Source organism: Kitasatospora sp. NPDC090308, from assembly GCF_044769485.1.
Classification (GTDB): Bacteria; Actinomycetota; Actinomycetes; order Streptomycetales; family Streptomycetaceae; genus Kitasatospora; species Kitasatospora fiedleri.
Genome location: NZ_JBIVXY010000003.1, coordinates 323,957 through 337,049, shown reverse-complemented (window position 1 = coordinate 337,049; position 13,093 = coordinate 323,957). Strand labels below are relative to the sequence as shown.

General features: G+C 75.8%; 15 protein-coding genes. 10 read left to right on the top strand and 5 right to left on the bottom strand.

Annotated elements, in window-relative coordinates:
- Nucleotides 1-123: 123 nt before the first annotated feature.
- The 4 genes from ACIQVD_RS09020 to ACIQVD_RS09005 form a co-directional block, all read right to left on the bottom strand.
- Complete coding sequence (locus ACIQVD_RS09020; RefSeq protein WP_402287199.1) at nucleotides 124-1,443, bottom strand: M20 family metallopeptidase; 1,320 nt, start codon at nucleotides 1,441-1,443, stop codon at nucleotides 124-126.
- 638 nt (nucleotides 1,444-2,081) lie between these two features.
- Entirely contained in the window at nucleotides 2,082-2,348 is a 267-nt protein-coding gene (locus ACIQVD_RS09015) for a GlsB/YeaQ/YmgE family stress response membrane protein (RefSeq protein WP_400678883.1), read from the bottom strand.
- 186 nt (nucleotides 2,349-2,534) lie between these two features.
- A complete protein-coding gene (locus ACIQVD_RS09010; protein WP_402287196.1) occupies nucleotides 2,535-3,548 on the bottom strand; it encodes a terpene synthase family protein in 1,014 nt (337 codons plus the stop codon).
- Between the two features lie 352 nt (nucleotides 3,549-3,900).
- Entirely contained in the window at nucleotides 3,901-4,269 is a 369-nt protein-coding gene (locus tag ACIQVD_RS09005) for a VOC family protein (RefSeq protein ID WP_400678881.1), read from the bottom strand.
- A 104-nt stretch (nucleotides 4,270-4,373) separates the two neighbouring features.
- Between ACIQVD_RS09005 and ACIQVD_RS09000 the strand changes: the two genes are divergently transcribed.
- The 5 genes from ACIQVD_RS09000 (at nucleotide 4,374) to ACIQVD_RS08980 (ending at nucleotide 9,626) form a co-directional block, all read left to right on the top strand.
- Nucleotides 4,374-4,790, top strand: coding sequence for a DUF4440 domain-containing protein (locus ACIQVD_RS09000; RefSeq protein ID WP_400678880.1), 417 nt, complete (start codon nucleotides 4,374-4,376; stop codon nucleotides 4,788-4,790).
- Between the two features lie 90 nt (nucleotides 4,791-4,880).
- Complete coding sequence (locus ACIQVD_RS08995) at nucleotides 4,881-5,594, top strand: response regulator transcription factor (protein ID WP_400678879.1); 714 nt, start codon at nucleotides 4,881-4,883, stop codon at nucleotides 5,592-5,594.
- Nucleotides 5,591-7,150 carry a sensor histidine kinase gene (locus tag ACIQVD_RS08990; protein ID WP_402287191.1) on the top strand — a complete coding sequence of 520 codons (1,560 nt, stop codon included), beginning with the start codon at nucleotides 5,591-5,593 and terminating at the stop codon, nucleotides 7,148-7,150. Before ACIQVD_RS08995 ends, ACIQVD_RS08990 begins: the two co-directional genes overlap by 4 nt.
- A gap of 230 nt (nucleotides 7,151-7,380) precedes the next feature.
- Complete coding sequence (locus ACIQVD_RS08985) at nucleotides 7,381-8,445, top strand: cobalamin-independent methionine synthase II family protein (protein WP_400678876.1); 1,065 nt, start codon at nucleotides 7,381-7,383, stop codon at nucleotides 8,443-8,445.
- An 83-nt stretch (nucleotides 8,446-8,528) separates the two neighbouring features.
- Nucleotides 8,529-9,626 (top strand): hypothetical protein, encoded by a 1,098-nt coding sequence (locus tag ACIQVD_RS08980; RefSeq protein ID WP_402287189.1) that lies wholly within the window; start codon nucleotides 8,529-8,531, stop codon nucleotides 9,624-9,626.
- On the opposite strand, the gene ACIQVD_RS08975 is transcribed toward ACIQVD_RS08980, so the two are convergent.
- On the bottom strand, nucleotides 9,623-10,018 hold the full coding sequence (locus ACIQVD_RS08975; protein WP_400678874.1) for a winged helix-turn-helix transcriptional regulator: 396 nt from the start codon (nucleotides 10,016-10,018) through the stop codon (nucleotides 9,623-9,625). The genes ACIQVD_RS08980 and ACIQVD_RS08975 overlap by 4 nt on opposite strands.
- Nucleotides 10,019-10,114: 96 nt before the next feature.
- On the opposite strand from ACIQVD_RS08975, the gene ACIQVD_RS08970 reads away from it, so the two are divergent.
- From ACIQVD_RS08970 to ACIQVD_RS08950, 5 genes are all read left to right on the top strand, one after another.
- Nucleotides 10,115-10,465: a DoxX family protein gene (locus ACIQVD_RS08970; RefSeq protein ID WP_402287187.1), complete on the top strand. Its 351-nt coding sequence runs from the start codon at nucleotides 10,115-10,117 to the stop codon at nucleotides 10,463-10,465.
- 375 nt (nucleotides 10,466-10,840) lie between these two features.
- The gene (locus ACIQVD_RS08965) at nucleotides 10,841-11,227 is read left to right on the top strand and encodes a hypothetical protein (protein WP_400678871.1); all 387 of its coding nucleotides are present in this window, start codon (nucleotides 10,841-10,843) and stop codon (nucleotides 11,225-11,227) included.
- On the top strand, nucleotides 11,224-11,541 hold the full coding sequence (locus ACIQVD_RS08960) for a hypothetical protein (RefSeq protein ID WP_402287184.1): 318 nt from the start codon (nucleotides 11,224-11,226) through the stop codon (nucleotides 11,539-11,541). Before ACIQVD_RS08965 ends, ACIQVD_RS08960 begins: the two co-directional genes overlap by 4 nt.
- Nucleotides 11,542-11,938: 397 nt before the next feature.
- Complete coding sequence (locus tag ACIQVD_RS08955) at nucleotides 11,939-12,487, top strand: cysteine dioxygenase (RefSeq protein ID WP_402287181.1); 549 nt, start codon at nucleotides 11,939-11,941, stop codon at nucleotides 12,485-12,487.
- Nucleotides 12,487-12,966: a rhodanese-like domain-containing protein gene (locus tag ACIQVD_RS08950; RefSeq protein WP_402287179.1), complete on the top strand. Its 480-nt coding sequence runs from the start codon at nucleotides 12,487-12,489 to the stop codon at nucleotides 12,964-12,966. The genes ACIQVD_RS08955 and ACIQVD_RS08950 overlap by 1 nt, the downstream gene beginning before the upstream one ends.
- The last annotated feature ends 127 nt before the right edge of the window (nucleotides 12,967-13,093 follow it).

Sequence of the window (13,093 nt, the reverse complement as noted above, 5' to 3'; positions counted from 1 at the left end):
GGGCGGGGAACCAGGGGAACCAGGGGAACCAGGGAGACAGACGGCGGGGACGGCGGGGACGGCGGGGACGGCGGGGACGGCCGCCTGGGCCGCAGTTCCCCGCCGTCCCGTCGCCGTGCCCCGTCAGCGCTCGCGCAGGCGCGGCAGCGGCACCGCCAGGAGCGCGGCCAGCAGGGCGATGCGCGGGCCGAGCTGGTCGACCCGCAGGTGCTCGTGGCGGGCGTGCGGGCCGGCGCCGACCGCGCCGAGGCCGTCCAGGGTGGGCAGGCCGCGCGCACCGGCCAGGTTGGTGTCGCCCGCCCCGCCGGCGGGGGCGCCGTCGAGGTGCTGGCCGAGCGCGGCGGCCAGCGAGCGGACGTGGCGCAGCAGCGGGTTGCCGGTGCGTTCGGGCCAGGCGGGGCGGCTGGAGAGGACCTCGGTGCGGACGTCCGCGCCGGGCCGGTTGGCGGTGAGGTGGGCGAGGGTGTCCAGGGTGCGGCGCTGGGCCTCGGTGGTGGCGAAGCGCAGGCCGAGTTCGGCCTCGGCGTGCCCGGCGATGACGTTGGCCCGGGTGCCGCCGTCGATGCGGCCGGTGTTGAGTTCGGTGCCGGGCTGGCGGGCGAGGCCGCGGACGGCGATCAGCTGGTCGACGAGTTCGTCGATCGCGGAGAGTCCCTCGGCGGCGTCGTTGCCCGCGTGGGCCTCGCGCCCGGTGACGGTGAGCCGGACCCGGGTGGAGCCGCGGCGGGCGGTCTTGAGGCGGCCGTCGGGGTGGCCGGGTTCCAGGCCGAGGACGGCGGCGGCGCCGCGCAGGTGGCGTTCGACCTGGCGGCGGCCGTCGGGGCTGCCGACCTCCTCGTCCGAGACGATCACCATCCGGACCGGGCGGTGCGGGCGCTGCCCGAGGTCGGCGAGGAGCGCGAACGCGCCTTCCAGCAGGGCGAGTCCGCCCTTCATGTCGAGGATGCCGGGGCCGGTGAGCCGTCCGTCGCGCTCCTCGACCGGCCAGTCGGCGAGGGTGCCGACCGGCCACACGGTGTCGTGGTGGCCGACCACCAGCAGGTGCGGGAGGTCCTCCTGCTGGCCGGGCCAGTCGAGGACGAGGTGGTCGCCGTGCTCGCAGCGCTGCCGGACGGCGGTGGCGCCGGTCGCCGCGTAACCGGCGGCGAGTTCTTCGGCGAGGGAGTCGAGCCGGGCGGCGTCGCCGGACGGGGACTCGATCCGGGCCAGGTCGGCGCAGCGCTTGCGGACGGCCGCGGTGAGGGTGCGGGCCCGGGCGGCGAGGGTGCGCGGGAGGCCGGGCAGGGCGGCGGTGGGGGTCACCGCCGGTGCGGCGGCGGGCGGTTCGGCGGTGTCCGCGGCGGGTGGCGCGGAGGTTCCGGCGGGGGCGGGAGCGGCCGCGGGGGCTCCGTCGGGATGCGGCTCGGCGGGGTGCGGCTCGGGGGCCACGGTATGCGGGCTCACCGTTCACCCCCGGCGGGCCGCGGGGCGCCCGGTGGTATCGGCGGGACGGGCGTCCGGCGGGTCCTGCGCGGCGTCGGGCTCGGTCGCGGTGTACGGGGCGGCCTGGGACTGGGCAACACTTCGTCCTCCTCGCTCGGTCCGCGGCTCCGGCTCGGCCCGGGGCCCGGGGACGTGGGTCTCCGTTCCTCGGCGCGGACGGGCACCGGGGCAGGGGACCTGAGCGAGCCTAGAAGATCGGTTCGTCTCCCTGCGAGGTGGCCTGCCGCTCGGCGCGCCGCGACGGGTCGGGGGGCGCGCGCCCGGCGGACGGGATCCACCGGGGCGCGCGCACCGCTCCGGGCCTGGTGCGGCGAGCGGGACGCGGTCTTCCGAGTGCGTCCTGCTCCCACCTTGGACCCACGGGGGCGGTTCGGCAGCACGAATCGCCCACGATCGAGCGAACCCCGCCCGATGGGTGACCGCGGATCAGCCTTTGGTACCGGTCGCACGAACCCGCTGGCGGGCGCCCCGGGCAGCCACGGCGCTTACGGCGGGACGGGGCCGGACGCGGCGGGACGCAAGCGCCGCGACCGGACGCGCAGGAGCCCCTGCGGCCGCGCTGAGCGGGCAGGGGCGCCGGTCGGCCGTGGACGGCCCGGTCAGTCGCGGGACCTGCCGAACACCAGTCGGTAGGCGATCAGCAGGACGAGGGCGCCCGCGATCGCGGAGATCCAGGTCGGCAGGTCGAAGAAGTGCACGTTCACGGACCTGTGCAGGATCTTCGAGGAGAGCCAGCCGCCGATGAAGGAACCGGCGATGCCGATCAGGGTGGTGACGATGATGCCGCCCGGGTCCTTGCCGGGCAGCAGGAGCTTCGCGACGGCTCCCGCGAGGAGCCCGAGGATGATCCAGCTGACGATTCCCATGTCCGTTCTCCTGCCCCCGCGCCGTGACGGGCAACCACCCGCGCCCGTTCACCGGGAGGGACGCGCGCCTGCCACCGCGCGGTTCCGGCCACCTGAGCGCGGACGGACGCGAGCGGGCGTGAACGGACCCGGACGCGAGCGGGGCGGGCGCGAGCAGGCGCGGACGCGAGCGGGCGCGGACGGCGCTCAGCGGGCCCGGGGCAGCGGCACCGCCTCGGGGCGGTAGCGGACGGTGGTCGCCATCCAGTGCAGCAGCGCGTGCGCGAACCGGACCAGCGCCCGGACGTAGCAGCGCACCGGCGGCGGCCAGTGCGAGCCCCGGGCGATTCCCTCGGCCAGGAACTCCAGGGTGGTGAGTTCGGCCCCGCAGAGCGCGGCCACCTGGGCGGCCGCGGCGGCCTGCGGCAGCCGCTCGTGCACCTCCAGCGCGGACAGCAGGTTGTTGCCGTGGCCGGTGGCGGTCTCGGTCCGGTACGAGCACAGGTCGTTGGCCCAGCCGACCAGGTGGTCGAACCGGTTGCGCAGGTCGACGAGTTGGGGGTGGTGGTGGAACTGCTCGGGCAGGTCGAGGCGGTGGGCCAGCTCGACCGTGCCGGCCGCGCAGCGGGTGGCGCCGCCCCGGTCCCGGTGGGAGAGGTACTGCGGCACGGTGGGGGTGGCGCCGCGCAGCCGCAGGAATTCGAGCGAACTCTCCAGGTAGCAGCGGAAGTCGGCGGTCTGGCGGGCCCGCCAGGCCGGTCCGGTGAGGGCGACGCTGTCCTGCCAGAGGGTGCGGAAGGCCCGGGCCAGGGCGGTCCGCGGGGCGGGCGCGGCGGCGTCGGGGGCGAGTTCCGGGACGAGCAGGGCGGCGAGTTCGCGGACGGTGCGGTCGGCCTCGTCGGACGGGTCGCCGAGCCAGTGCCGGTCGAAGTGGTCGTCGAGGATCCAGCCGAGTAGCAGCCACTGGGTGGCGGTCCGCAGCCCCGGCCCGGCCGGGAGGTCGCCCCAGCAGCGGGACGCCAGCTCCAAGTGGCCCTGTTCCAGCAGGCGTTGGGTGCCCTCGTGGTCGAGCAGGCCGGTGCCGGCCAGCCAGTGCGCGAGTTCCTCGCGCAGCGCGTCGGCGTACGGGTGCGGCTCGGGGGACGGAATCCGGTCGAGCAGTGCGCCCAGTGGCCCGGCGGACGGCCCGACCGGGAGGCGCTGCACGGTGGCTCGGCTCATGGCGGGATCCTCCGGTCCGTTCGCGTGCGTGGGCACCGCGCCCGGGAACGCCGGGCACGGGCGGGGCCGACCGCGGACACGCCCGGATCGACGGGTCGCCGGGGGACGCGCCCCGCCCGACCGCCCGGGACGCGCGTCAACTTCCCGCCGGAGCACGCGTCAACCGCCCACCAGGACGGACCGGCCGCCGACGGCACGAGTCTGCTGGAACCCCAGGTCCGGACGGCGCAGAACCGTCGGCCGTTCCCCCGCCCGGCGGATACCACCGCTCATCCGATGATGTGCCCGCGAGCGCGCACCGGGCAGCCGCCCCGCCCGCTCACCGCGCACCGCCCCGCCCGCCGCCGGGGCGTCAGGCCGCGCGTTCGGCCGCGCTGCGTTCGACGCAGAACTCGTTGCCCTCGATGTCGGCCAGCACCACCCAACCCGTGCCGTCCGGGCGCCGCTGGTCGTCCACCCGTACCGCGCCCAGGGCGATCAGCCGGTCGACCTCCTCGTCCCTGGTCCGTTCCTGCGGCTGGAGGTCGAAGTGGATCCGGTTCTTCCCCGCCTTGCCCTCGGGCACGGTCACGAACAGCAGCCCGGCGCCCTCGATCAGCGCCTGCGGGTCTCCCGGGAAGTCGTCCTCGTGCAGCGGCTGCCCCAGCACCTCCGACCAGAACGAGGCGAGGCGGTACGGGTCGAGGCTGTCAACGGTCACGTGCCTGATCAAGGAAGTCATGCCCCGGATTGTCGACCGCCGGGGTGGGACCGGCAACCCGATTCCCGCCCGGCCCTTCCGGCCCGCGCGGCGGGGGCGCGGGGTGCGGTGTTACGGTGCGGTCCATGTCCGAGAGCGTCTCCACCGTCAAGGCCGAACTCGACCGGCTGACCGCCGAGTTCTTCGGCGCGTTCGACAACCGGGACGGCGGGGCCGCCGATGTCGGGCGGTTGCGGCGGCTGATGCTGCCCGGCGGGGTGATCGTGGTGACGGCGCCCCGCTACGCCGTGTACGGCGTCGAGGAGTTCATCGCTCCGCGCGAACTGCTGCTCTCCGACGGGCGGTTGACCGACTTCCACGAGTGGGAGGTCGACGAGCGCACCGAGATCGCCGACGGCGTGGCCTGCCGGATCGGCAGCTACCGCAAGTCCGGCCTGCTGGACGGCGAACCGTACGTCGGCGGCGGCACCAAGACCTTCCAGTTCGCCCGTACCCCGGACGGCTGGCGCATCACCGCCTTCTCCTGGCACGACGAGCCGTAACCGCCCACCACCGGCCGCCCACCGCCCACCGACCGCCGCCCACCGGGGCCCCTCCCCGCCCCCGCGCGGCCGCCTGTGCGACAGTCGGCGGTGGAGGTGGCGCGAGTGGCCGGGCGGGTGCTGGTGGTGGACGACGACGCGGCGATCCGGCGGAGCCTGGAGCGCGGGCTGCGGCTGAGCGGGTTCCGGGTCTCGACGGCGGCGGACGGCGCCGACGCGCTGGCGGCGGTGGCCGAGGAGCCGCCGGACGTGCTGGTGCTGGACGTGGGGATGCCCGGGCTGTCGGGGACGGAGGTGTGCCGGACGCTGCGGGCGCGGGCGGACGACACCCCGGTGCTGATGCTCTCCGCGCTGGACGAGCTCGCCGACCGGGTGGCCGGGTTGCAGGCGGGCGCGGACGACTACCTGGTGAAGCCGTTCGCGCTGGAGGAACTGGTGCTGCGGCTGCACGCGCTGCTGCGCCGCCGCCCGCCGCAGTCCGCGGACCTGATCCGGGTCGGGCCGCTGCGGATTCACCCGGAGACCCGCCGGGCGTTCTGGTCGGAGAGCGAACTCCGGCTGACCAGGCGGGAGTTCGAGCTGCTCGCCCAACTCGCCCGGAACGCCGGCCTGGTGCTCTCCCGGGAGGTGCTGCTGGACCGGGTCTGGGGCTACGACTTCGAGGTGCGCAGCGACGCCGTGGACACCTTCGTCTCGTACCTGCGGCGGAAGTTGGAGGCCGACGGCCGCCCCCGGGTGCTGCACACGGTGCGCGGGGTGGGCTTCGTGCTGCGGGCGCCGGACGAGGGCGGGGCGGGACGGTGAGGCTGTCGACCCGGATCGCGCTCGGGGCGGCCGTGCTGGTGCCGCTGCTGGTGGCGGCGGCCGGGGTGCTGCTGCTGCCGCTGGTCGGGGCGGACCTGCACCGCCGCCAGGACGACCGGTTGGGCGCCCGGGCGGCGGCCGTCCTGCCGAACGCCCGGGCGCTGCTCGCGGCCGACAGCCGGAACCGTCCGAAGGTCGAGCAGAACCAGCAGCGCAAGCTGCTGGACGCGGCGCTGGACGCGGGCGTGCGGGTGGTCGCCGCCGACGGCACGGTGCTGCTCTCGGCAGGCTCGCAGCCGGACGACCCGGCGCGGCTCCCGGCCGCCCCGAGCGGGGGCGCGGTGACGGTCCGCCAGGGCGGTTCGGCCTGGCGGGTGCTGGCGGTGCAGGTGGGCGGCGGGAGCACCGCCGGGACGCTGTGGGTGCTGGCCCCGGCCGGGGAGCCCGCGGACGAACTGCGGGCGGTGCGGCGGCGCGTGCTGCTGGTGGCACTGGTCGCGGCGCCGCTCTCGGGGCTGATCGGCTTCGGGCTGGCCGAGCGGGCCACCCTGCCGCTGCGCCGGCTGGGCCGCCGGGCGGCCGTCCTGGACCCGCGGGCGGGGCACGCGGCGTTCGCGCACGCCCGGACGGGCACCGCCGAGGTGGACGAACTCTCGTCCGCGATCGCCCTGTTGCTGTCCCGGTACGACGAGCAGGCGGACCGCACCGCGCAGGCCCTGGACACCGCCCGGTCGTTCTCCTCCGCGGCCTCGCACGAGCTGCGCACCCCGCTGATGAGCCTGCGCACCAACCTGGACGTGCTGGCCGCGCACCCGGACCTCCCGGCGGGCGAACGGGCCGAGGTGCTGGTCGAGTTGCAGCAGGACCACGCCCGGATGCTGGACCTGCTGAGCGCGCTGTCCGCCCTGGCCCGGGGCGATCTGGTGGAACTCTCCGCGTTCGGGCCGGTCGACCTCGCGGAGCTGGTGGACGCCGCGGTCGCCGAGGCCGCCCGCCGCCACCCGGACACCGTCTTCCGGATCGGCGAACTCCCCTCCGAGGTGCGGGTGTTCGGCTGGGACGCGGGGCTGCGCATCCTGCTCGCCAACCTGCTGGGCAACGCCGCCGTGCACGGCCGCGCCACCGCGCACGGCCGCGAGGCCGGCCGGAACGACACGCCGGGCACCGACCCGGACACCGGCCCGGACACCGGCCCGGCCACCGGCCCGGACGACGCCCCGGACGACGCCTGCTCCGCCGAGGTGACCGTCCGGCTGCGCGTCGGGGACGGCGCCGCCCGACTCACCGTGGACGACACCGGCCCGGGCATCCCGCCCGCCGAACGCGCCGCCGTCTTCCACCGCTTCCACCGCCGCCCGGACAGTCCGGGGTCCGGCCTCGGCTTGACCCTGGTCGCCCAGCAGGCCGCCCTGCACCGCGGATCGGTCCTGGCCACCGACCGGCCGGACCGCCCCGGCTGCCGCCTGGAGGTCCGCCTGCCGCTGCTCGTCCCGGACGCGCCGACCGTACGGCTCCCCTCCCCCCGCGACTGGCTGAGCGACCGCGAACGGCACTGAGGACGGCCCTGAGGACGGCCCTGAGGGCGGAACCGAGCGCGGACCCGAGCGCGGACCCGAGGGCGGACGGCCCCGCCGGGCCGGTCCGCATGCCCACTCCCCCGGTCCGGCAATCTCGCTCGATGAGGTGAAACAGCGTCACTTTCTCTTCCCAGCGGCGCAGTTGGGACGCTCGCGCGCCTCGCGCGCCCCCTTGTGCCGGTCCGCGCGGGCTTCCTAAGGTCCGGATCATGACCATTCCCACCGAGGCGATCGGTTCCCTTCCGCGCCCGCGCACCCTGCTGAACGCCCTCACCGACCACGCCGCCGGCCGGATCGACGACGCCGAACTGGCCAAGCACCAGGAGGCCGCCACCGCCGACACCCTCGCCCGGCTGGCCGAGCTGGGGAGCCCGGTCCTGGTCGACGGCGAGCAGGCCAAGCCCAGCTTCCTCACCTACCCGGTGGCGGGCCTCGACTCGCTCGCGCCCGGCGGTGCGATCATCCCGTTCGCGGACGGCCACACCCGCGAACTGCCCGTCCTGACCGCCGGTCCGTTCCGCTACCGGGTGCGGGCCGCCGAGTACCTGCGGGAGGCCCGCCGACACACCCGGCTGCCGGTGAAGCAGGCGGTGATCGCCCCGTCCGCGCTCAGCCTGCTCTACCCGGCGGACGGCATCGACGGCTACCCGCGCGAGGACTTCCTGCGGGACTTGGCCGACGAGGCCGAGGCCGACATCCGCGGTTGCCTGGAGGGCGGGGCGCACGCCGTCCAGCTCGACTTCACCGAGGCCCGGCTGTCGCTCAAGCTCGACCCCAGCGGCGGCCTGCTGAAGGACTTCGTCGCCCTCAACAACCGGGTGCTGAGCCGCTTCACCGAGGCCGAGCGGGCCCGGATCGGCGTGCACACCTGCCCCGGCGGGGACCAGGACTCCACCCACAGCCTGGACGTCGACTACGCCGAACTGCTGCCCACCCTCTTCCAGTTGGAGGTCGGCAACTTCTACGTCCAGCTCGCCGGGGAGGCCGACCCGGAGCGGGTGCTGAGCGTCATCGCCACGCACCTCCGCCCGGGCGCCCGGGTGTTCGTCGGCGTGACCGACCCGATCGACCCCCGGGTGGAGACCCCGGAGGAGGTCCGCGACCGGGTCCTGACCGCCGCCCGCCACCTCCCGGTGGACCGGCTCGGCACCTGCGACGACTGCGGCTTCGCCCCGTTCGCCGACGACACCTCCACCTCCCGCGAGACCGCCTTCGCCAAGATCGACGCCCGGATCAAGGGCACCGCGCTGGCCGCCGAGGCGCTCGGCCTGTAGGTCCGCCCCCTGCCGCCCGCCGAGCCGTACCCGCCGGACCCCCAGCGGGACCGGCCGCCGGAGGCGGGTGGCAGGATGCCCGGATGGAGCAGATCCTCGCGGCCGCCGCCCGCCTGCTGGGCAGCGGCCTGTCCGACCCCGTCGACCTGGGCGGCAGCCGCCGGACCACCGTGCTGCGCTGCCGCACCGAGGACGGCGGCTCGGTCGTCGTCAAGGCGTACCCCGGCGGCCCGGACGCGCTACGCAGCTTCACCGCCGAGGCCGCCGGGCTCACCCTCGGGGTGGCCGGTCCGCCGCTGCTCGCGGTCGACCCCGAGGTGCCGCTGCTGGTGCTGGGCGACCTCGGCCCCGCACCCACCCTCGCCGACGTGCTGCTCGGCACCGACCCGCGGGCCGCCGAGGCGGGCCTGCTCGCCTGGGCCCGCGGGCTGGGCGGGCTGGCCGCCCGGGCCGTCGGCCGCGAACCCGAACTCGCCGCGCTGTGGCGGCGGTTCGACGTCGGAGTGCCGACCTGGGCGGAGCAGCCCTGGATCGTGGAGAACGCCGCCGACTTCCCCGAGGTGCTCGCCGCGGCCGGGGTCCCCGCCCCTGCGGGGCTGGCGGCGGAACTGGCCGCGGTCGGCGCCGTCGGCGGCCCGGAGTACCTGGCGTTCACCCCCGGCGACACCTGCCCCGACAACAACCTGCTCACCCCGGACGGCCTGCGGCTGCTCGACTTCGAGGCCGCCTGCTTCCAATCGGTCTTCCTCACCGCCGCCTACTGCCGGATGCCGTTCTCCTCCTGCTGGTGCGTCTTCTCCCTGCCGCCCGAGCTGGCCCGGCGGGTCGAGGCCGCCTACCGGGCCGAGGTCGTCCCGGTCCACCCGGCGCTGGCGGACGACGCCCGCTGGGAGGCCGGCATGCGCGACGCCACCGCCGTGTGGACCGTCAACGTCACCGTCCGCCTGCTGCCCCTCGCCGCCGAGGACGCCCCCCTGCACCCCACCCGCCGCCCGGTCCCGACCCGCCGCCAACTCCTGCGCCACCGCTGGCAGTCGGCCACCCGCCTGGACGGCCTCCCCGCCCTCACCGAGACCTTCGAACGGCTGCTGCGGCGGACCGCCGACACCTGGCCGGTCGAACCCCTGCCCGGCTACCCCGCCTTCCGCCCCCAGACCCCCGCCACGATGCCTGTCGCCTAGCGCTCCAGCCGCAGCTCTTGATCACTGGTCCTGGCCGCCTCGGCTGCCTCCCGGAAGGTGACGACCGCCTCGCCGTTCTCCCGCGCCCATGCGGTGAGCATCCTGATGGGCTCCTCCAGGGTTCGCCCGAGAGCGGTCAGGCCGTACTCCACGCGCGGCGGCGCCTCGGCGTACGCGTGCCGCTCGACGAGCCCGTTGGCCTGGAGCCGGCGCAACGTCTGGGTCAGCACCTTGCGCGAAATGCCACCGCTCAGCTCGACCAACTCACCGTGGCGCAACGGGCCTTCGGTCAACGCGAAGAGCGTGACCATGGACCACTTGCTGGCGATGATCTCCATGGCCAGGAGAGCGGGGCAGTCGGCGAGGAAGGCGATTCCGGGTCGCAGGCTCATGCCCCGAAGGTTACCTGGAGGTACCTGGTGGCCGCCTATCGTCGTCGAGGTGCGCACGCCCCCTTGCTCGCCTCTCGCACGATTGAGGTTTCAGCCATGTTCGTCTCCCTCGCCGTCGTCACCGTGTTCATGTCGGCGCTCCTCCTGGTATCGGCCGGGGCCAAGTCCCTACGGACGCGGCACATCACCGAGCAGATGTCCACCCTCGGAGTGCCGAAGAGCATGATGGCTCTCCTGATCGGCGCTCAGATCGCGGGCGCGGCCGGTGTGATCGCCGGGCTCCGGTGGGGACCCGTCGGAATCGCCGCCGCGATCGGCCTGACGCTCTACTTCGCCGGGGCGGTCGCCTTCCACCTGCGCGTCGGCGACCGCAGGGGCGCGTCTCCGGCGGTGGTCCTCACCGTGGCCTCCGTCGCCCTGATCGTGCTGCGTGCTGCCACCCTCTGACAGCGGACGGCCGGTCTGACGCCGGCCTTGACCGTGCCGAGTGAGGTCGGCCTCCGGGCCGGAGCGTAGACCCTGCTCAGTGGCCATCGGTGTTCGAGGGTGTGATGGACAAGGTGGCGGGCCGCTTCGCCGGTGACCCGCAGGCGTTGAAGCACCGGAGCGGGTTGCCCCCTGCCCTGATCTCAGAGCGGCGCCGTGAATTGGTCACCGCCGCCCTGGAGTGGCACCGCGCCCACCCGTGACGGTACGACGTCCGCCGGGCCGGTGCCCGCTCGCCCACCCCTCCGTTCCACAGGGTTTCCACAAGAAGGGCCCCTACCGTCGGTCGGGTCCGGCCGGGGAGCCGGTCGGGGTCCGGAACGGAAGGGGACGGCCATGCGGATCGACCGGGCGGCGGCGGCCGCTGTCGGGGTACTGGCACTGGCGGGCGGCCTGCTCGCGGCGGGGCCCGCGCAGGCGGCGGCCGGGGCGCCGAAGTCGGACGGGGCGAAGGCGGTGTGCAAGCGGCTGCCGAAGACCCAGGAGCGGGTCGACAAGGCGCTGACCCGGCTGAACGGGGACGCCACCGTCGTGGGGTCGGTGGCGCGGCTCCAGCAGCGGGTGGACAACGCCCACAAGGCGGGGCACGCCGAGATCGAGAAGTACCTGAACGACCGGCTGACCTTCCGCCGCGGCCTGCTGCCGACGCTCCAGACCCGCAAGGCGGACCTCGGCCCGGTGGCCGACTGGTGCGCGAAGAACGCCCCGGCGGCCGGGAAGTGACCCGCCGGCCCGCCGCCGGGCGAGCGGCCCTGGCGGCGCTGGCGCTGGCCTCGGCCGCCCTGCTGTCGGCCTGCGGCCCGACCTCCGGCGGGCCGTCCGGGGGTGCCGGGCCCGACGACGCGCGGCAGGTCCAGCAGATGCAGCAGAGGGTGGACGCCGCGGACAGCGCCGCCGCCCAGGCCGAGTCCGACGCCGCCCAACCCGACGCGGACACCGGCACCGGAGGCGGCACCGACCCCGGCACCGGCACCGGCACCGGCACCGGCGGCAGCGGCGCTCCGGCCTCCGGCAGCGCCTCCGACCCCGGCAACTGAGGGCGCGGCGCGCCCCCGACCGCCCCGACGGCCCGTGCTCTCCCCGGAGCGCGGGCCGTCGGCCTGTCCGGCCAGCGGGACGGAAACGTCCGGGATGCGATCATGAGCGTGGCGGAACTTGACGCGCTGCCGCCGGGTCGTGAAGCATCAGCGGCATGAACTCCGGCACCTTCCTGGTCTGCCGCCTGCACGTCGATCTGCGACGCCAGGCGAGCGACATGTGTGCCTGTTGACGCTCACCGCGTAACCTCCGCGCGTGCCCTGTGAGTTGACCCAGGGCTCCGCGCCCCCGCCGCCAGACACCCCCTTTCCCCCGCTGTCCGCGTCTCCCCGCCCGTGCCCCGGCACGGGTGTCGGCGCCGTCGACGGCCGCCCCGGCACACCCCGGAGGAATTCCATGAGCACCGGCCTCGTCGCCACCCCCGAAACCGCCCCCGCCACCACCACCGCCGTCCCCGCCACCGCCGCCGGCGGTGCCACGCCCGCCCGCCCCCCGCTGTCCCCGAACGCGCTGCGCCGGATCGTCCGCGACCTGGCCGAGCGGCCCGAGCGCTGGCTGCACCGGGTGCGGCTGTCCGCGGAGGAGCGCTGGTACGAGCGGCTGGAGCTGGCGGAGGACTACGAGGTGTGGCTGATCAGCTGGCTGCCGGGGCAGTCCACCGGGTTCCACGACCACGGCGGCTCGCGCGGGGCGTTCACGGTGGCGCTGGGCGAGCTGGAGGAGCTGGCGCTGGCCGGGCCGGAGCACGGGCTGACCGTGCGCCGGCTGCCGTCGGGCAGCGAGCGGGCGTTCGGGCCGCAGTACCTGCACGACGTCCGCAACACCGCGCAGGGTCCGGCGGTGACGCTGCACGCGTACTCGCCGCCGCTGAACGAGATGTCGCACTACCAGTTGCGGGTCAACGGCCTGGTGAAGACCTCCACGGAGGAGGCGGCGCAGTGGTGATGGACGGAGCGGCAGCGACAGTGGCGGACGGAACGGACGGAGCAGCGGTGACGGACGGAGCGGCGGCAGCGGGCGGCCCGGTGACGCGGACGGTGGACCAGCTGGTGGCGGCGGCCCGCGCGGGCCTGGACCGGCCGGACCCGGCCCGGGCCTGGGCCGAGGTGACCGACGGGGCGCGGCTGGTGGACATCCGCCCGGCGGCGCAGCGGGCCCGCGAGGGGGAGATCCCGGGGGCGCTGGTGATCGAGCGGAACGTGCTGGAGTGGCGGCTGGACCCGACCGGCAGCCACCGCATCCCGGAGGCGGTGGACCACGGGGTGCGCTGGATCGTGGTCTGCTCGGAGGGGTACGCGTCCTCGCTGGCCGCGGCCTCGCTCCAGGAGCTGGGGCTGTACCGGGCGACCGACCTGGACGGCGGGTTCGTGGCCTGGGCGGCGGCCGGGCTGCCCACCCGTTCGGTTGATCAAGGTTTGCGGTGATGCCACCGCGGGAAGCCGGACAGGCGACGCATTCAGACCATTGTTCGATACCTGTGCCGGCCGTGCGCGCCGGGCACAGCGCCGTTCCGGCCGAGCCAGCCGTTCCGGCCGACCTTCCGAGGACCCT

Excerpts from the sequence above, each read along its gene's own strand:
- ACIQVD_RS08950 (WP_402287179.1), top strand. The coding sequence starts at position 12,487 with ATGGACGGAGCGGCAGCGACAGTGGCGGACGGAACGGACGGAGCAGCG.
- ACIQVD_RS09000 (WP_400678880.1), top strand. The coding sequence starts at position 4,374 with ATGTCCGAGAGCGTCTCCACCGTCAAGGCCGAACTCGACCGGCTGACC.
- ACIQVD_RS09015 (WP_400678883.1), bottom strand. The coding sequence starts at position 2,348 with ATGGGAATCGTCAGCTGGATCATCCTCGGGCTCCTCGCGGGAGCCGTC.
- ACIQVD_RS08980 (WP_402287189.1), top strand. The coding sequence starts at position 8,529 with ATGGAGCAGATCCTCGCGGCCGCCGCCCGCCTGCTGGGCAGCGGCCTG.
- ACIQVD_RS09005 (WP_400678881.1), bottom strand. The coding sequence starts at position 4,269 with ATGACTTCCTTGATCAGGCACGTGACCGTTGACAGCCTCGACCCGTAC.
- ACIQVD_RS08965 (WP_400678871.1), top strand. The coding sequence starts at position 10,841 with ATGCGGATCGACCGGGCGGCGGCGGCCGCTGTCGGGGTACTGGCACTG.
- ACIQVD_RS09010 (WP_402287196.1), bottom strand. The coding sequence starts at position 3,548 with ATGAGCCGAGCCACCGTGCAGCGCCTCCCGGTCGGGCCGTCCGCCGGG.
- ACIQVD_RS08975 (WP_400678874.1), bottom strand. The coding sequence starts at position 10,018 with ATGAGCCTGCGACCCGGAATCGCCTTCCTCGCCGACTGCCCCGCTCTC.
- ACIQVD_RS08970 (WP_402287187.1), top strand. The coding sequence starts at position 10,115 with ATGTTCGTCTCCCTCGCCGTCGTCACCGTGTTCATGTCGGCGCTCCTC.
- ACIQVD_RS08955 (WP_402287181.1), top strand. The coding sequence starts at position 11,939 with ATGAGCACCGGCCTCGTCGCCACCCCCGAAACCGCCCCCGCCACCACC.
- ACIQVD_RS08985 (WP_400678876.1), top strand. The coding sequence starts at position 7,381 with ATGACCATTCCCACCGAGGCGATCGGTTCCCTTCCGCGCCCGCGCACC.